At 69.9% G+C, this 16,482-nt stretch carries 18 protein-coding genes; 9 read left to right on the forward strand and 9 right to left on the reverse strand.

The annotated features are described in order from the left end of the window. Nucleotides 1-670, reverse strand: a 670-nt coding sequence (locus tag AC2W7K_RS17330) for a hypothetical protein (RefSeq protein WP_486006457.1), incomplete at its 3' end; no start/stop codon positions are given. Between the two features lie 31 nt (nucleotides 671-701). On the opposite strand from AC2W7K_RS17330, the gene AC2W7K_RS17335 reads away from it, so the two are divergent. The 3 genes from AC2W7K_RS17335 (at nucleotide 702) to AC2W7K_RS17345 (ending at nucleotide 3,610) form a co-directional block, all read left to right on the forward strand. Further along, nucleotides 702-1,667, forward strand: coding sequence for a hypothetical protein (locus AC2W7K_RS17335; protein WP_198499355.1), 966 nt, complete (start codon nucleotides 702-704; stop codon nucleotides 1,665-1,667). A gap of 120 nt (nucleotides 1,668-1,787) precedes the next feature. After that, nucleotides 1,788-2,144 (forward strand): hypothetical protein, encoded by a 357-nt coding sequence (locus tag AC2W7K_RS17340; RefSeq protein ID WP_162230352.1) that lies wholly within the window; start codon nucleotides 1,788-1,790, stop codon nucleotides 2,142-2,144. After that, entirely contained in the window at nucleotides 2,141-3,610 is a 1,470-nt protein-coding gene (locus AC2W7K_RS17345) for an ATP-binding protein (protein ID WP_198499356.1), read from the forward strand. The genes AC2W7K_RS17340 and AC2W7K_RS17345 overlap by 4 nt, the downstream gene beginning before the upstream one ends. Nucleotides 3,611-3,623: 13 nt before the next feature. Here AC2W7K_RS17345 and AC2W7K_RS17350 read toward each other — a convergent pair whose 3' ends face one another. Both AC2W7K_RS17350 and AC2W7K_RS17355 read right to left on the reverse strand, forming a co-directional pair. Beyond that, a complete protein-coding gene (locus tag AC2W7K_RS17350) occupies nucleotides 3,624-4,244 on the reverse strand; it encodes a GNAT family N-acetyltransferase (protein WP_198499357.1) in 621 nt (206 codons plus the stop codon). Beyond that, nucleotides 4,244-4,588, reverse strand: coding sequence for an ArsR/SmtB family transcription factor (locus tag AC2W7K_RS17355; protein ID WP_092918847.1), 345 nt, complete (start codon nucleotides 4,586-4,588; stop codon nucleotides 4,244-4,246). Before AC2W7K_RS17355 ends, AC2W7K_RS17350 begins: the two co-directional genes overlap by 1 nt. Nucleotides 4,589-4,676: 88 nt before the next feature. Between AC2W7K_RS17355 and AC2W7K_RS17360 the strand changes: the two genes are divergently transcribed. The 6 genes from AC2W7K_RS17360 to AC2W7K_RS17385 are packed head-to-tail and all read left to right on the forward strand — an operon-like array spanning nucleotide 4,677 to nucleotide 10,914. Next, a complete protein-coding gene (locus AC2W7K_RS17360; RefSeq protein WP_092918849.1) occupies nucleotides 4,677-5,996 on the forward strand; it encodes an FAD-dependent oxidoreductase in 1,320 nt (439 codons plus the stop codon). After that, on the forward strand, nucleotides 5,993-7,057 hold the full coding sequence (locus AC2W7K_RS17365; RefSeq protein WP_486006458.1) for a flavin-containing monooxygenase: 1,065 nt from the start codon (nucleotides 5,993-5,995) through the stop codon (nucleotides 7,055-7,057). Before AC2W7K_RS17360 ends, AC2W7K_RS17365 begins: the two co-directional genes overlap by 4 nt. A 46-nt stretch (nucleotides 7,058-7,103) precedes the next feature. Further along, entirely contained in the window at nucleotides 7,104-8,291 is a 1,188-nt protein-coding gene (locus AC2W7K_RS17370) for an MFS transporter (RefSeq protein WP_232623660.1), read from the forward strand. Between the two features lie 48 nt (nucleotides 8,292-8,339). Beyond that, entirely contained in the window at nucleotides 8,340-8,699 is a 360-nt protein-coding gene (gene cmtR / locus AC2W7K_RS17375; protein ID WP_007633539.1) for a Cd(II)/Pb(II)-sensing metalloregulatory transcriptional regulator CmtR, read from the forward strand. After that, complete coding sequence (locus tag AC2W7K_RS17380) at nucleotides 8,696-10,609, forward strand: heavy metal translocating P-type ATPase (RefSeq protein WP_486006459.1); 1,914 nt, start codon at nucleotides 8,696-8,698, stop codon at nucleotides 10,607-10,609. The genes cmtR and AC2W7K_RS17380 overlap by 4 nt, the downstream gene beginning before the upstream one ends. Continuing rightward, complete coding sequence (locus AC2W7K_RS17385; RefSeq protein WP_013864598.1) at nucleotides 10,606-10,914, forward strand: hypothetical protein; 309 nt, start codon at nucleotides 10,606-10,608, stop codon at nucleotides 10,912-10,914. The genes AC2W7K_RS17380 and AC2W7K_RS17385 overlap by 4 nt, the downstream gene beginning before the upstream one ends. Before the next feature lie 135 nt (nucleotides 10,915-11,049). Here AC2W7K_RS17385 and AC2W7K_RS17390 read toward each other — a convergent pair whose 3' ends face one another. From AC2W7K_RS17390 to AC2W7K_RS17415, 6 genes are all read right to left on the reverse strand, one after another. Further along, nucleotides 11,050-11,454: an arsenate reductase ArsC gene (locus AC2W7K_RS17390; RefSeq protein WP_013864597.1), complete on the reverse strand. Its 405-nt coding sequence runs from the start codon at nucleotides 11,452-11,454 to the stop codon at nucleotides 11,050-11,052. A 15-nt stretch (nucleotides 11,455-11,469) separates the two neighbouring features. Next, nucleotides 11,470-12,471 carry a metalloregulator ArsR/SmtB family transcription factor gene (locus AC2W7K_RS17395; protein WP_013864596.1) on the reverse strand — a complete coding sequence of 334 codons (1,002 nt, stop codon included), beginning with the start codon at nucleotides 12,469-12,471 and terminating at the stop codon, nucleotides 11,470-11,472. Then, on the reverse strand, nucleotides 12,468-13,568 hold the full coding sequence (gene arsB / locus AC2W7K_RS17400) for an ACR3 family arsenite efflux transporter (protein ID WP_162230357.1): 1,101 nt from the start codon (nucleotides 13,566-13,568) through the stop codon (nucleotides 12,468-12,470). The genes AC2W7K_RS17395 and arsB overlap by 4 nt, the downstream gene beginning before the upstream one ends. Then, nucleotides 13,565-13,891: a thioredoxin gene (gene trxA / locus AC2W7K_RS17405; RefSeq protein ID WP_198499360.1), complete on the reverse strand. Its 327-nt coding sequence runs from the start codon at nucleotides 13,889-13,891 to the stop codon at nucleotides 13,565-13,567. The genes arsB and trxA overlap by 4 nt, the downstream gene beginning before the upstream one ends. Then, nucleotides 13,888-14,862 carry a thioredoxin-disulfide reductase gene (gene trxB, locus AC2W7K_RS17410; protein WP_162230359.1) on the reverse strand — a complete coding sequence of 325 codons (975 nt, stop codon included), beginning with the start codon at nucleotides 14,860-14,862 and terminating at the stop codon, nucleotides 13,888-13,890. Before trxB ends, trxA begins: the two co-directional genes overlap by 4 nt. Nucleotides 14,863-14,950: 88 nt before the next feature. After that, nucleotides 14,951-16,482 (reverse strand): hypothetical protein (locus AC2W7K_RS17415; protein ID WP_486006460.1); only part of this gene is annotated, 1,532 nt, incomplete at its 5' end.

Raw genomic sequence — 16,482 nt, forward strand, 5'->3', positions numbered from 1 at the left:
TATCGGGCCGGAGGCAATGCATGACCTCGTACGTGTTGTTCATCAAGATGAAGCCGTCCGACGCCATCGCTCCGGCAGAAAAGACAACCTGATCGTCTCCAAGGGCTTCCAGGAGTTCTGCGTTGTCGTCTCCGTGCACCAGATCGCCATAGAGGAACTTTCGCGCGATCTCGTTATCCCACGCATCGATACGCGGCCCCGGTGCATCCGGATCGATGGGCGCTTGCATGATCCGCATCCGACGAACCGGGTACTTGCTCCACCCCTCACGCAACTCACCTATCCGCTCCCTGTTGACGGCGTCTTCCGGAGGGCAGAAGAAGTCGAGGGCCGCCATGACGGTTCTCCACGCCAACCTGTCGCCCTTCTTGGACAGCGTCAGGGGGCGTATCAACGTGAGAGCGTAGGCGACTTGCTCTTTGGGAGGAATCACCTGGCGCAAATCTCGCACAGAGGTTTCGCCGGTGGTCTTATCGAGCACGAGGTTCATATGGAGCTGTTGCCCGAGCTTGAGGGCGTCTTCGCGCTGAGCAAGTCCGCATGAGAACAGTTCGTCCGCACGACGCTTGAACAGCCGCAGAGTCTGGAGGTGCTTGCTCGCCACCGGATCGCTGTTCTCATCGGCCACGCGGTCGCACTCCTCGATGTCGGTCGGATGCTCGGTGCGCACCTCTCAGAGACCAGAAGCTGAGGGAGGAACCGTGCCTACATTCTATGATCCCGTCGCCGACGCTGAGGAAGCGTCGCAGGCGTTGCGCGGTCTGGCGCACGCCAGCCGCGACTTCGCCCATCCCGAGGACGCCTACACGATGATGGGGAACCTGCTGTCCGGGGTGCGTTCCATGCAGCAGTCCCTCGCGCAGATCGCCCAGCAGCACAACCGGCACGAGGGCCGCGCCTTCGATGACCACGGCGACCAGGCCGCGGGCATCCGGGACGCCCACCAGGCCGCCAGGCAGCTCTTCGACGCGGCCGCCGGACTCGATGCGGTGGAGGAACGGCTGAACCTCGCCATGCAGGCCGCCGGGCGGATCGCCTGGCACCCCGCACCCGGGCCGCCCGCGCCATCGGCCGCCGCGAGCCTGGAGCGGGGGGCCGAGGCGGTCTCGCGGTGGGTGAACATCGTGTTCCTCCAGGGCGAGGAAGCCGACGCGGTGCTGTCGATGATCGACCGCCACGGCCCGGACGCCGCAATCGAGCACCTGTCCGGCTTCGACTACGGCGCTGAGACCACCGATGCGGCGATGGAGAACGGCTATGTCTACGACACCCTCCCCGCCGGACCGTTGGACCAGGAGGCTGCCGCCGGCGAGTACACGCTGACCTACAACCCCGACATGGGGCACGTCGGCCTCTACCGTCGCCACCCGATCCCGCCCGAAGACCGCCTCGACCCCGAATCCCACACGGCTGGGCCCATCGGCCCGAACGTCGGCGGCGCTGCAAGCGCGGCGGGAGCGTCCGGCGGGCTTGCGGCAGGAGCGGGAGGCGCCACCGGGGCCGCCGCGTCCCGGTCGACCAGAGCGCTCGGGGCATCCGCTGCGGCGGCTGGCGGGCGCAAGGCTCCGGCTGCGGCCGGGAAAGGCCGACCGGCGAAGACCGACGGGTCGTGGTTCACCCATCCCAGCGTCGCGGCCGTCAAACGCGACCGCGGCCTCGGCCTGTAAGCGGTGCCCCGCCGTGAACGGTGCCGTCGCCCCGGTCACGGGGTGGCGGTGCCGTCGTGTGTGCGGGCCGGGCGCACCTGACCGGCATCCCTGTCCGCTCCGCATCTCGGGAGGTCCCTGGTGCCCACCTTCTCCTATCCCACCGCCTACGCCGCCGAAGCCGCCCGGAATCTGCGCGCCCTCGCGAGCGCCGGCCAGCTCACCGAAGCGGGGGCGCCTGCGATCATCGCGGACCTTCGCGATGCGACCGCGGCGATGCGGCTGGTGCTCGACCGGCTCGCCGCCGCTCACACCATCCCCGGTCACCCCACCGCGCTGGAGGCCGGTGATGAGCTCCATCAGGCCGGCACCGCCCTGGACGAGGCTAGAGGCCGGCTGGCCGGCGCGGCTCGCGCCGCCGACGAGATGACCCGCATAGACCCGGCCGGGGCGCCTGCCGCCGGTGGCGTCACGCGGGGTCGGGGGTGGGGGCTGTGAGCGAGAAGGAGCGCCTGCACACCGCCGTTCTGGTCGCCCCGGCCGCGGAACGTCGTCGGCTGCGCAAACAGCGTCGCCGTGCCGCCGCAGAGTTGCAGGCTGAGCAGCGCCGGCAGGAGGTGGCCGCCGCGAAAGCGAAGGCCGGCGCCGAACGCGCCGAACGCAAGGCCACGCAGTATCTGCCGGCTGCCGGGGAGGCGGGGCCGGTGGCGTTGCGGACCCCGGGCCGGTTCCGGTTGCCTCGCCATCAGGACACCTCCGCGACGTTGGCGGCGCAGTATCCGTTCCTGGCCGAAGGGGGCCTGGGCAGCGAAGGCGTGTTCGTCGGCCAGAACCTCTACTCGGGCGCCAGCTTCGTGTATGACCCGTGGGTGCTCTACCAGGCTGGGATCATCACGGCCCCGAACGTGGTGCTCGCCGGGATCGTCGGCAGCGGGAAGTCGTCGCTGGCCAAGAGCCTCTACACCCGCTCGCTCCCGTTCGGGCGGCGGGTGTACGTGCCGGGCGACCCGAAAGGCGAGCACACCGAGATCGCCCGCGCGGTCGGGGGCCGGGCGATCCAGCTCGGCCACGGCCTGCCCACCCGCCTCAACCCGCTCGATGAGGGCTACCGGCCGACCGGGCTCAGCGATGCGCAGTGGGCGACGACGGTCGCCTCCCGCCGTCGTGACCTGATCGGCGCGCTGACCGAGACGGTGCTGACCCGGCCGATGACCCCGCTGGAGCACACCGCGATCGACACCGCCCTGACAGCGACGGTTCGGGAGAACGACGTGCCGATCCTGCCGATGATCGTCGACCACCTCCTCACCCCGTCGGACGACCCTGACGGGCGGCTGGCGGAGGACGGCCGGATGGTCGGGCACGCGCTGCGGCGTCTGGTCGCCGGCGACCTGTCCGGGCTGTTCGATGGGCCGTCGACGGAGGTGTTCGATCCGACGTTGCCGATGGTGTCGCTGGACCTGTCGCGGGTGACGGAGAACGCCACGCTCATCTCGGTGCTGATGACCTGCTCCAGCGCGTGGATGGAATCGGCGCTGCTGGACCCGAACGGCGGACAGCGGTGGGTGATCTACGACGAGGCCTGGAGATTGATGAGCGAGCCGGCGCTGCTGAAGCGGATGGACGCGCACTGGCGGCTGGCCCGCGCCTACGGGATCAGCAACATGCTCATCTTCCACAAGCTCACCGACTTGGAGAACGTCGGCGACCAGGGCTCGGCGATGCGCTCGCTGGCCAACAGCCTGTTGGCGAACGCGGAGTCGCGGATCATCTACCGGCAAGAATCCGACCAGCTCGGCACCACCGCGAAGACCCTCGGCCTGACCGGCACCGAACGCTCCCTCCTGCCGACCCTGGGAACCGGGCAGGGGCTGTGGCGGATCAAGGATCGCTCCTTCGTCGTGCAGCACCAGCTCCACCCCGACGAGTACGACCTGTTCGACACCACCGCCCGCATGAGCTGAATTCCCCGCAAGTTCAGGAATCCTGAAGTCGATTTGGCGTGAAGATGCGGGTTGAGAGGTCGCTGGGGCAGGTGTGAGTGTGCATGTTCACGGAAGATGCAACCTCAGCGTGGCTTCCTGCGGGATCAGCAGGGGTGCGGCGTTCGACGAGGATGGTGTCGCGCCAGCGGCCGGCGTGCGGCCCGTAGTCCATGCGGGCGATGCGTTCTCGTCTGCCGACGGTGCGGAATCCGGCGCGCTCGTGGAGACGCAGGCTTGCGGTGTTCTCGGGGAAGATTGAGGACTGGACCGTCCAGATGCCCGCGTGGTCGGCGACGGCGAGGAATGCGGCCAGGAGCCTGGAGCCGACGCCCTGTCCTGCAGCATCCGGGTGGATGTAGATCGAGTGTTCGACGACGCCCGCATAGGCGGTCCGCGTTGAGGTGGGGGCCGCGGCAACCCATCCGTTGACCCGATCTGCGGAGTCGAGGGCTACCAGGCTCAGCTCGGAGCGTTTGCAAGTGATGAACGCGGCCCAGTTCGCGGGCGGCACAGCTTCGAAGGTGGCGTGCCCGGTGGCGATCCCGGCTTGGTAGATGCTCGCGACCTCGGGCCAGTCGGACTCGACCATCGGCCGGAACCGGGACTCTGGCATCAGGAGAGGAACGCCCGCGCGGCAGTGGCGAGCGTGTCGGTTGTGGGCTGGTAGTAGGCCCACTTACCGCGTTGCTCGCGGGTCACGAGTCCGGCTTCGACAAGGAGCTTCATGTGGTGTGACACGGTCGGCTGCGACAGTCCGACGGGTTCGGTGAGGTCGCACACGCACATCTCGCCCTCGCTGCTGCCGACGATCATCGCCATGAGCTTGACCCGGGTGGGGTCGCCGAGCGCTTTGAACACCCGGGCGAGCTGCTGTGCGGTCGCATCGTCGAGCGGTTGCCCCGGGATGCAACAGGTCGAGGCTTCGGGGGTGCTCTCGATGGTCGCGGGGGTGTTCATGGCTCCATTCTGCCCTACGCATTGACATCTGTCGATACGTGAGGCAGGCTTGCTCATATTGAAGAACGTCAATGTAAGGAGGTTGGGTATGGTTTCCGTCGTCGTTATCGGTGCAGGCCCGCAGGGGCTCGCAGCGGCCGCGCATCTACTGGAACGCGGATTAAACCCGCTCGTGCTGGAGGCCGGTGATGGTCCGGGGGCAGCTGTTGCGGAGTGGGGGCATGTGCGGCTGTTCTCGCCGTGGACGGAGCTCACCGATGCGGCGTCTCGTCGCCTGCTGGAGCCGACGGGGTGGGTGGCGCCGGAGAAAGGCTATCCGACCGGGGCGCAGTGGATCGAGGGGTATCTCGCCCCGCTTGCGGACGCGCTGGGCGACCGGGTCCGGTATGGGGCTCGTGTGGTCGGAGCGGCGCGCAAGGGGCGGGATCTCGCGGTCGATGCCGGGCGAGCGGAGCAGCCGTTCGTCGTGCACGTCCGCCGCACGGATGGTGGGCAGGAGCGGATCGAGACCGACGCGGTGATCGACGCGTCGGGCACCTGGTACACCCGGAGTCCCGCGGGTGCTGACGGTCTCCCCGCGCTCGGTGAGGAGGCTGCAGTCCATGCGGGGCTGGTGGAGCATCGCATGCCCGCGATCGAGGATGCCCTGGGTTTGGCTGGTCAGCATGTGGTGGTGGTCGGCAACGGTCATTCTGCGGCGACGACGATCGGGATACTGTCGCGGGTAGCGAAGCGGGTGCCGGGGACGCGGATCAGCTGGGTGCTGCGCCGCGGCACGGTCGGCAATACGTTCGGCGGCGGGAGCGGGGACGAACTGCCCGAGCGCGGTGCGCTGGGTCAGCGGGCGAAGAAGGCGGTCGAGGACGGGCTTGTGGATCTCGTCACCGGGTTCCGTACCGAAGAGGTGGCGGTCGAGGACGGGCAGGCTGTGCTCCTCGCGGAGGACGGCCGCCGTTTGGAACCGGCATCGCGCGTGTTCGTCGCGACCGGGTTCCGGCCTGACCTGTCGTTCCTGTCCGAGATCCGGCTCGATCTCGACATGCGGTTGCAGGCTCCGGCGAAGGTCGCTGTCGAGGTGGACCCGAACCTGCATTCGTGCGGCTCCGTCCGTGCCACGGGAGCGGCGGACCTCGCACACCCGGAGCCGGGCTTCTACATCGTGGGGGCGAAGTCGTACGGGCGGGCGCCGACGTTCCTGGCTCTGACCGGGTTCGAGCAGGTCCGCAGCGTCGTTGCGGCGATCGCCGGCGACCGTGAGGCGGCCGCGCGCGTCGACCTCGTCCTGCCGGACACAGGGGTGTGTGGCGGGTCTGGCCTGTTCGACGCCCCGGACGATCAGGCGGCCTCGGACTCGTGCTGCGCGCCCGCGCCGCAGCTGGTCCAGATCGGCGCGAGGACCACGAGATGAGCCGGGGCCGCCTGCTGATCGTCGGCGGCGGGCAGTCCGGCCTCGCCGCAGCCCGCACCGGACGCGTCCGGGGCTGGGAACCGGTCGTCCTGGAGGCCGGTGACGAGCCGGTCGGGTCCTGGCCGCGCTACTACGACAGCCTGCGCCTGTTCTCCCCACGCCGGTTCAGTTCCTTCCCCGGGTACCCGTTCCCCGGCGACCCGGACGGCTACCCGGGCCGCGACGAGGTCGTCGAGTACCTGCGCGGATACGCCGACCGGCTCGGCGTCGAGGTCCGGACCAATGCCCGCGTCGTCGACGTCACCGCCGACGGGCCGGCGTTCACGGTGGAGTTGGCTGACGGGAGCAGCCTGGTCGGTGACGCGCTCATCGCCGCTTCCGGTTCGTTCGGCAATCCCCACGTGCCGGCGATCCCCGGCAGGGGGGCATTCGAGGGGCGGGTTCTGCATGTGGCCGACTACCGGTCGCCGGAGGAGTTCGCCGGGCAGCGGGTCGTGGTCGTCGGGGCGGGCAACTCCGCCGTGCAGGTGGCCCACGAGCTCGCCGAGCACGCGGAGACGTCGCTGGCGGTGCGGGACCGGGTGCGGTTCGCGCCGCAGATGATCGCCGGACGCGACCTGCACTGGTGGCTGCGCCTCACGCGCGCCGACCTGCTCCCGCCATCGGTCCTCGAACGGCTCGTCACCGGCACCCCGGTGATCGGGACGACACGTACAAGCGGGCGCTGGAGGCGGGCCGGCCCGACCAGCGGCCCATGTTTCACCGCGTTGTCCCCGGACGGGGTCGTGTGGCCTGACGTCTCCCGGGAGCAGGTCGACGCCGTGATCTTCGCGACCGGCTACCGGCCGCACCTGACCTACCTGACCTCGCTTGGCGTCCTCGACGGGGCCGGCAGGCCCCGGCACGACCGCGGTGTCTCGACCGCGCTGCCGGGGCTGGGCTTCCTCGGTGTGGAGTTCCAGCGGTCGTTCTCCTCGAACACGCTGCGCGGGGTGCACCGCGACGCCCGGCACGTCGTCGACGCCCTGACCAGGCTGCCGCGGGGTGCCGCCGTTGCCTGAGCCCGGACCCCGCCCATCGCTGGGAGCGGTGCTGGCGGCGCTGTGCGTGACCGAGATCGTCTCCTGGGGGCTGCTCTACTACGCCTTTCCGGTGCTCGCGCCGCGGATCAGCGCCGACACCGGTTGGTCCTCGATGGCCGTCACCTCGGCGTTCTCGGCGGCACTGGTGGTCTCGGCGCTGGTCGGGGTCCCGGTCGGCCGCGTCATCGACCGGCGCGGACCGCGGCTGGTCATGACGGTCGGGTCGGTCCTTGGAGTCCTGGCTCTCGTGGTGATCGGCACGGCAGGGAGCCTGCCGGTCTTGGTCGCCGGGTGGGTGCTCGCCGGGGCCGCGATGGCCGGGGTGCTCTACCCGCCGGCGTTCGCCGCGGTCACCGGCTGGTTCGACGCACGCCGTCTCGGGGCGCTGGCCACGCTCACGCTCGTCGCGGGCCTGGCCAGTACGGTCTTCGCGCCGCTGACGGCGGTCGCGGGCGAGCAGCTGGGCTGGCGGGCGACCTACCTGTGGGCGGCAGCCACCCTCGCCGTCGTCACAGTGCCGGCCCACTGGCTCCTGCTGCGACGCCCCTGGCCCGCGCGCGGGCATCGCGACGCGCCCGCCGCCGACAGCGCCCATGCCGTCGCGGTCCTGCGCAGCGCGCGGTTCTGGCTGCTCACGGGCGGTTTGACCGCGGCGTCGCTGGCCATGTACACGGGCCTGCTGGCCCTGGTCCCGCTCATGCTCGAGCGCGGCCTCGACGCCCGGGCCGCAGCCTGGGTGCTCGGCCTCGGAGGCGTCGGCCAGGTCGCCGGACGCCTCGTCTACACCGGCCTGGCGCACCGGGCCTCGCTGACCGCGCGCACCGCCGCCGTGTTCATCCTGGTGACTGCGAGCACGCTGGTCCTGGCCGTGGTGCCGGGCCCGGTGGGCCTGCTGATCGCGGCGTCGATGCTCGCCGGAGTCGGCCGCGGGATCGCCACGCTGCTGCAGGCGACCGCGATCACCGACCGCTGGGGAGAGCGCGCCTACGGCCACCTCTCCGGCGTCCTCGGCCTCCCGGTCCTGCTGGCCGCCGCCCTCGCCCCGTTCGCCGGGGCCGTCCTCGCCGAGGTGACCGGGAGCTACGCGAGGGCATTCGCCGTCCTGACCGCCCTGGCTGCAGTCGGGACGGCCCTGATGATCGCCAGCGTGTGGACGAGGGCCTGCGCGGAGCAGCCACTCCTCCCGCCGCGTGGCGTTCATAGTCGAGGTTGAGGTCATCGGAGCCGACAATAGGTCAGCATTCACTGTATAATTTAGCGTATGCTGACTATTGCTTCGCGTCTCGACGTCATGAACCGGCTGGGCCGGGCCATGGCGGACCCGACGCGCTCCCGGATCCTGATGACCCTGCTGGACGGCCCGAGCTACCCGGCCGTGCTCTCGCGCGAGCTGGAGCTGACCCGGTCGAACGTGTCGAACCACCTGACCTGTCTTCGCGACTGCGGGATCGTGGTCGCCGAGCCCGAGGGTCGGCAGACGCGCTACGAGATCGCCGACCCGCACCTCGCGGCGGCGCTCACGGCGCTGGTGGACGTGACGCTGGCCGTGGACGAGCACGCGCCGTGCGTGGACGCCGAGTGCACGGTGCCGGGCTGCTGCGGGACGGGAGCGGGCGCGTGAGCGCGGCGTGCGGCTGCGACGAGCCCGACACCCAGGTCGCTGAGGAGGCCGAGGAGGAGCGGGAGCGTCCATGGTGGCGGGACCGCGGGATCATGGTCCCGGTGCTCTCCGGCGTCGCCTTCGGCACGGGCCTGGTCCTGGAATGGACGGGCGCGGAGATCCCGGCGCTGGTGGCGTTCTGGATCGGCCTGCTGCTGGGCGCGTCGACGTTCACGCCCGGCGCGGTCCGGAAGCTGTTCACGGGCAAGCTGGGCATCGGGCTGCTGATGACGATCAGCGCGGTCGGCGCGGTCATCCTCGGCTACGTCGAGGAGGCCGCGGCGCTGGCGTTCCTGTACTCCATCGCCGAAGCGCTGGAGGACAAGGCCATTGACCGCGCCCGCGGCGGGCTGCGGGCGCTGCTCAAGCTGGTCCCGGAGACCGCGACCATCCGGCAGGACGGCGCGTCCGTGGAGGTCGCCGCGAAGGATCTGGCCGTTGGTCAGCTGATGCTCGTGCGTCCGGGTGAGCGGATCGCGACCGACGGGATCGTGCGTGCGGGCCGGTCGAGCTTGGACACCTCGGCGATCACCGGGGAGTCGATCCCGGTGGAGGTCGAGCCCGGCGACGCGGTGTCGGCCGGGGCGATCAACACCGCCGGTGCCCTGGAGGTCGAGACGACCGCGGCGGGCACCGACAACTCGCTGACCACGATCGTGGAGCTGGTCGAGCAGGCGCAGGCCGAGAAGGGGGACCGTGCCCGCCTGGCCGACCGCATCGCCCGTCCGCTCGTGCCCGGCGTGCTGATCCTCGCCGCCCTTGTCGCGGTCATCGGCTCGCTGCTGGGCGACCCGGAGCTGTGGATCACCCGCGCCCTCGTGGTGCTCGTCGCCGCGTCGCCGTGCGCGCTGGCGATCTCCGTCCCGCTGACCGTCGTCGCCGCGATCGGCTCGGCGAGCAGGTTCGGCGTGATCATCAAGTCCGGTGCCGTGTTCGAGCGGTTCGGCGTGATCCGCCACGTCGCCGTCGACAAGACCGGCACCCTCACCCGCAACGAGCCCGCCGTCACCGCCGTCCTCACCGCCGACGGCGTGACCGAGGCGCAGGCCCTGGCCTGGGCGGCATCCCTGGAGCAGCACAGCACCCACCCGCTGGCCGCCGCGATCACCGCCGCCGCACCCGGAGCCCCCGCCGCCCTGGAGGTCACCGAGCAGGCCGGGCACGGCATCGAGGGCACCCTCGACGAGGCCCGGGTCACCGTCGGCAGCCCCCGCTGGCTGGACGCCGGGACGCTCAAGGACCAGGTCGCCGGCCTGGAGGAGCAGGGCATGACCGTCGTGATCGTGCACCGCGACGACGTCCCGGTCGCCGCGATCGGCGTCCGCGACGAGCTGCGACCCGAAGTCCCCGAGGTGGTCCGCACCCTCGCCGCCCAGGGCGTCGGGATGACCATGCTCACCGGCGACAACGCCCGCACCGCCCGGGCGCTGGCCGCGCAGGCCGGGATCGAGGACGTGCGCGCCGAGCTGCGCCCCGAGGACAAGGCCGCCGCGATCACCGAGCTGGGCAAGCACGGCTCGGTCGCGATGATCGGCGACGGCATCAACGACGCCCCCGCCCTCGCCGCCGCGGACATCGGCATCGCGATGGGCGCGACCGGCTCCGACGCCGCGATCGAGTCCGCCGACGTCGCCTTCACCGGCCACGACCTGCGACTCCTCCCGCGAGCGTTCGACCACGCCCGCCGCGGACGGCACATCATCAACCAGAACATCATCCTGTCGCTGCTGATCATCACCGTCCTGCTGCCGCTGGCCCTGTTCGGCGTGCTGGGGCTGGCCGCGGTGGTGCTGGTGCACGAGATCGCCGAGGTCGTCGTCATCCTCAACGGGCTCCGCGCGGCTCGGACCCGAAAAGAGCGGATCGCATGAAGGTCGAACTGTTGCACATCCTCGACTGCCCGAACACGGACATCGCCGAAGCCAACGCGCGTGCTGCGCTGGACGCTATCGGATTTGTGGACGTGGCCGTCGAACTGGTAGCCATCCGGACCGAGGCCGAAGCGACGAATTCTCCGTTCGGAGGATCACCCACGCTCCTCGTCGACGGCGTCGACCTGTTCCCGACCGCACCGGTCCGCTCGCTCGCGTGCCGCGTCTACTCGACGGAAAGCGGATTCGCCGGAGCGCCCACGCCGGAGCAGATCGAAGCAGCGCTGCGAGGCGCTTCTCGATAGAGCGACAACCACTGGGGACGCAATTAGCGGGCCACACCCGCGGCACAACGATGTTCCCCGCATGGATTGAGCTCCCTCAAGAGCATGGGAGAGGCAAGCGCCGATGTTGCTTGCCCCTCCGGCGCTCACACTCCCTCAGACGAGCAGCTCTGCCAAGAGCGCTTCGATGCGCCCCTTGATCTCGTCGCGGATCGGGCGCACCGCCTCGATGCCCTGTCCGGCGGGGTCGTCGAGCTTCCAGTCCTCGTACCGCTTGCCCGGGAAGAACGGGCAGGCGTCGCCGCAGCCCATCGTGATCACCACGTCGGAGGCCTGCACCGCCTCGGTGGTGAGCACCTTCGGCTGCTCGGCGGTGATGTCAATCCCTTCCTCGCGCATGGCTTCGACGGCCACGGGGTTGATCTGCTCGGCGGGCATGGACCCGGCCGAGCGGACCTCGATGCGGCCTGCGGCGAGGTGGCGGAGGTAGCCGGCGGCCATCTGGGAGCGGCCGGCGTTGTGGACGCAGACGAACAGGACAGAGGGCTGCTGAACGGTCATGATCTTTGGCTTCTTTCAGTCGGTGAGGGTCGCGAGGAGGGCGCGGACGCGGGACTCGATGTCGTGTCGGATCGCGTCGACCCCTTGCGGGGAGGCGAGGGCGGGGTCGCCGACGGCCCAATCCTCGTAGCGGACACCCGGGATGATCGGGCACACGTCGCCGCAGCCCATCGTCACCACAACGTCCGCGGCGCGGACGGCGTCGTCGGTCAGCGGCTTCGGGAACGCATCCCGAGCCTCCTGCTCGCCTTCGATCTCGACGAGCAGGGAGCGCACGTGCGGGTGCAGGTCCGACGCCGGGGTCGAGCCTGCGGAACGGGCGATCACTCGGCCGTCGGCGAGCTGGTTGACGATGGCGGCGGCGAGCTGGGAACGGCCCGCGTTCTGCACGCACACGAACAGCACCTGCGGCACCCCCGAAGACCGATCCCGGGTGAGGTCGGCGAGGCGCTGGCGGGCGAAGCGCTCGGTCAGCGGGATCATGTGCTGCGTCAGCTTCGCCGACCGCACCAGGCCCGCGTAGGACTCGCGCACGATCGCGATCACGACATCACGGTGCAGCCCGGTCAGCTCGTTGGCCAGTTCCTCGGCGAGCCGGGTCACGCGGGCGTCCATCTGCCGCAACGCTTCAACTCGCGCCTGAGCGTCCTCCGGCTCGTCGGCGACTGCCGCTGGTGCGAACGCGTCGAGGAGGGCCGCGACGGCGCGCTGCTTGCCCGGCGCGATCCGGTACCAGACCCACGTACTGCGCCGCTCGGACCGCAGCATCCCGGTCTCCTTCAACACCTTCAGATGGTGGGAGACGGTCGGCTGGGACACGTCGGCGAGCTCCGCGAGATCGCACACGCAGGACTCGCCGCGCGGGTCGGTCGCGATCGCGGACAGCATCCGCAGCCGCAGCGGATCCGCCAGCGCCTTGAGCGCCCCGGCCACAGTCGCAGCTGCGTCGGCGCCGATCGCGTGCATCGCGGAGGGCGCGCACGCCTCGGCGTCGGGAAGGACAGCGGTGTCGGTCATGACGTCCTCGATTCGATCGTGGATTCGGTGGTGTAGGGGTCGGTGCGGAACCAGGCTTTCGCCGCCCAGAGCGAGACGTAGACCAGCCCCACCAACACGGGCACCTCGATGAGCGGGCCGACGACCCCCGCCAAGGCCTGCCCGGAGGCCGCGCCGAAGGTGCCGATGGCGACCGCGATGGCCAGTTCGAAGTTGTTCCCGGCCGCGGTGAACGCGAGCGTCGTCGACCGTGCGTAGCCGAGACCGAGGCCCTTGCCGAGCAGCAGCCCCGCGAACCACATCAGGCCGAAGTAGACCAGCAGCGGCAGCGCGATCCGGGCGACGTCCATCGGCCGGGAGGTGACCTGTTCGCCCTGGAGGGCGAACAGCAGCACGATCGTGAACAGCAGGCCGTACAGCGCCCACGGCCCGACCCTCGGAAGGAACGTCTCCTCGTACCAGTCGCGCCCCTTCCGCTTCTCGCCGATCCACCGCGAGGCGAACCCCGCGGCGAGGGGGACGCCGAGGAAGACGAGCACATTCAGCGCGATCTGCCAGACCGAGATCTCCAGCCCTTGCGTGTCCAGCCCCAGCCAGCCCGGCAGGACGGTGAGATAGAACCAGCCCAGCAGGGAGAACGCGACGACCTGGAACACCGAGTTGATCGCCACCAGCACCGCGGTCGCTTCCCGGTCACCGCAGGCCAGATCGTTCCAGATCACGACCATCGCGATGCAGCGGGCGAGCCCGACGATGATCAGCCCGGTGCGGTACTCGGGCAGATCCGGCAGGAAGATCCAGGCCAGGGCGAACATCACCGCCGGCCCCACGAGCCAGTTCAGCACGAGCGAAGAGACCAGGAGCTTCTTGTCTCCGGTGACGGCGGCGGCCTTGTCGTAGCGGACCTTCGCGAGCACCGGATACATCATCACCAGCAGGCCCAGCCCGATCGGGACCGAGATCCCACCGACCTCCATCGCGGACAGCACGTCGGAGAGCACAGGCACGAACCGGCCGAGGAGGAGACCGGCGACCATGGCGAGGCCGATCCACAGCGGCAGCCACTTGTCGAGTGTGGAGAGCCGTTTCGGTGCGGTGCGGGTCACGGTGTCGGTCATGCGAGCAGCTCCTCGATCTTCGTCGCGTAGACGGGCTTCGGGTGCGCGCCGATCAACACGTCCACCCGTTCCCCGTTCCGGTAGAACCCGAGGGTCGGGATCGAGGTCACGCCGGCCGCGGTCACGGTCTCGGGGTTCTGATCGGCATCGACCTTCACGATCTTCACCCGGCCCGCGTACTCACCGGCGAGCTGGTCCAGGATCGGGGCGACCGCCTTGCACGGCCCGCACCAGGCCGCCCAGATGTCGACCACGACGGGCAGCTCGGAGTCGAGCACCTCGGCCCGGAACGTGGCGTCGGTGACGGGGGTGACGGTGCTCATGCGGAAACCTCCAGAACAGGTGCGGAAACGGTGGCGGGAGCAAGGTTCGACAGGTAGTGCTGGGCGTCCTGTGCGGCCGCGCAGCCGGTGCCCGCGGCGGTGATCGCCTGCCGGTACGTGTGATCGACGAGATCCCCGGCCGCGAACACCCCGGCCAGGTTCGTCCGCGTCGACGGGTGCGCGACCCGCACGTACCCGTCCGCGTCGGTGTCGACCTGGCCGGTCACGAGATCTGAACGCGGGTCGTGCCCGACCGCGACGAACACCCCCGTCGCGTCGAGTCTCCGCTCGGTCCCAGTGACGCTATCGCGCAGCGTGAGCCCGGTGACCTGCTCGTCGCCGAGGATCGCGGCGACCTCGCTGTTCCAGGCGACCTCGATCTTCGGGTCGTCCAGCACGCGCTGCGCCATGATCTTCGACGCCCGGAACTCGTCCCGGCGGTGCACGACGGTCACTTTCGACGCGAACCGGGTGAGAAACAGGGCCTCCTCCATCGCGGAGTCTCCGCCGCCGACCACGGCGATCTCCTGGTCGCGGAAGAAGAACCCGTCGCACGTCGCGCACCAGGACACTCCGTGCCCGGACAAGCGGTCCTCCTCGGGGAGGTCGAGCTTGCGGTACGCGGAGCCCATCGCCAGGGCCACCGCCCGCGCCCGATACGTGGCCCCGGCACCGGTCTCGATGATCTTCACGTCGCCGTCGAGGTCGAGGCGGGTCGCGTCGTCGTAGACGATCTGAGCGCCGAACCGTTCAGCCTGCGCCCGCATCGACTCCATCAACTCCGGACCCTGCACACCATCGACGAAGCCGGGGAAGTTCTCCACCTCGGTCGTCGTCATCAACGCCCCGCCCGCGGTCACCGAGCCGGCGATCACGACCGGGGCAAGCCCCGCACGAGCAGCGTAGACCGCCGCGGTGTACCCGGCGGGACCGGACCCGACGATGACCAACTCGACCTCTTGATTCGACATGTATCTATATTGACGCTTATCGAAGCACGCGGCAAGTCGGCGAGGCGCATCTGGGTGGTGTTTGCCGAAGGTTCATCTTCTGAGGCGGCTACGCACTGTCGGCCGTGATGTTCTGCGGTCCCGTGGCGGTGTGGGAGTAGCGCAGCGCGGTCTCGATGCCGATGCCGAAGAGGTCGCAGATGCGCCTGACATCGCCGCCGGTCTGCTCGACTTCGTAGAGAATCCGGTCGGTGCGCAGGGCCTGGGCTGTCACTCCGGCCTTCTTCCAGGGGAAGTTCCGGCCGGGCGGCGGGAGACGGGGCGCGGTCTGGACGGTGACGAGCAGGTAGGGGTTCTTCGTTTCCGGCCAGCGCTGGGCACGGTGGTCGAGCCACGCGCTCAGGCGGACGCGGACAGGTTTCGCGAGCGGGATGAAGCGGCCGTCGGGCATTCGCAGACGTCCGTCGATGATGTCGGTGAGTTGGATGTGCTGGACCTGCTGCGTGGTCAGGGCGTGGAAGGCGACGAGCGAGACGGCCAACGCGATTGCGGGGTCGGGGTTGACCAGTGCGTCGCGGATCGCCGTGGGCTCCATTGGCAGCGGTGTGTTGCGCCGCGGGCCGCGCAGCGGGATCGCATTCGTCGGGTCGGTGAAGACCTGCTTGCGGCCGCGCAGGATCGTGAACAGACTGCGGAAGCCGAGCAGCATCGTATGGCGACGGGAGGGGTCGTCAGGGAGGGCGGCGAGGATGTCTTCGGTGCTGATCCCTGCGAGGCTGGTGCGCCCGTCGTCGACCCAGCGAGTGATCGCGGGGAGGATGCCGTACATCTGGCCTTTGACGGTCCTCGTGTCGCGGGGCTGACGGCGCGGCGGGGTCTTGGAGCCGTCGACCATGATGTCGCGCCAGAGCTCGAGCTGGGATCGCATCGGCTCGGGCAGGGCATGGGTCTTGCGTTCGAAGAGCTTGGTGAACGAGGGCACCCGATCGTCGATGAGGAGCCCGGCGTCTTCGAGGACTTCGATGGTGGAGCGGATGTTGCTGCCGTCGTCGTAGCTGCGCATCGCGAGGATGTCAGAGGCGCGAAAGCGCAGATTCGCGCCGGGGAACACGAGCTGCAGGACTTTCAGGGTGCGCCTGACCTGGTTGGTCTGTCGCTTGCTCCAGGCGTACTCGCGGGCTCGGGCGTAGAGGAAGTGGTCGGTGCGGCTGGTGATGTCGCGCAGCCGGATCTCGTTGGAGCGCTGACGGAGGCGTTCGGGGTCGGGGTCGATATGAAACAGGACCGGCTGGTAGCTGGCGGGAGTCGGCGGCGGCGTGTTGATGACCTTGAGCGCTTCGCGGATGCTCATCGCCATCGGCAGGTGGAGTTCTGCGGGCTGACGGGAGTCGTTCATCGAGGCGAGGAAGAACTGCTGGCCGTACGTGCGGGCCGCGTCGAGGTCGAGCGGTTCACCAGGCGTCTGGTGGTAGCGGGCGGTTTCCAGGCAGAGGCGGCAGTAGCCCTGCTCACCGATGGTGACCTCGCGGTGGCAGGAGACGCACTCGCCCTGCGGGTAGTGCGTGAACCACCAGCGGCACTTCCAGCACCGCCAGTTGCGTTGCCGGTAGACGCCCCAAGCGAGGCAATCGCGGCAGGAGC

Source organism: Brevibacterium sp. LAARM2_SD2 (genome assembly GCF_057364785.1).

Excerpts from the sequence above, each read along its gene's own strand:
- trxB (WP_162230359.1), bottom strand. The coding sequence starts at position 14,862 with ATGTCGAATCAAGAGGTCGAGTTGGTCATCGTCGGGTCCGGTCCCGCC.
- arsB (WP_162230357.1), bottom strand. The coding sequence starts at position 13,568 with ATGACCGACACCGTGACCCGCACCGCACCGAAACGGCTCTCCACACTC.
- cmtR (WP_007633539.1), top strand. The coding sequence starts at position 8,340 with ATGCTGACTATTGCTTCGCGTCTCGACGTCATGAACCGGCTGGGCCGG.
- AC2W7K_RS17395 (WP_013864596.1), bottom strand. The coding sequence starts at position 12,471 with ATGACCGACACCGCTGTCCTTCCCGACGCCGAGGCGTGCGCGCCCTCC.
- AC2W7K_RS17360 (WP_092918849.1), top strand. The coding sequence starts at position 4,677 with ATGGTTTCCGTCGTCGTTATCGGTGCAGGCCCGCAGGGGCTCGCAGCG.
- AC2W7K_RS17390 (WP_013864597.1), bottom strand. The coding sequence starts at position 11,454 with ATGACCGTTCAGCAGCCCTCTGTCCTGTTCGTCTGCGTCCACAACGCC.
- AC2W7K_RS17355 (WP_092918847.1), bottom strand. The coding sequence starts at position 4,588 with ATGAACACCCCCGCGACCATCGAGAGCACCCCCGAAGCCTCGACCTGT.
- AC2W7K_RS17365 (WP_486006458.1), top strand. The coding sequence starts at position 5,993 with ATGAGCCGGGGCCGCCTGCTGATCGTCGGCGGCGGGCAGTCCGGCCTC.
- AC2W7K_RS17350 (WP_198499357.1), bottom strand. The coding sequence starts at position 4,244 with ATGCCAGAGTCCCGGTTCCGGCCGATGGTCGAGTCCGACTGGCCCGAG.
- AC2W7K_RS17385 (WP_013864598.1), top strand. The coding sequence starts at position 10,606 with ATGAAGGTCGAACTGTTGCACATCCTCGACTGCCCGAACACGGACATC.
- trxA (WP_198499360.1), bottom strand. The coding sequence starts at position 13,891 with ATGAGCACCGTCACCCCCGTCACCGACGCCACGTTCCGGGCCGAGGTG.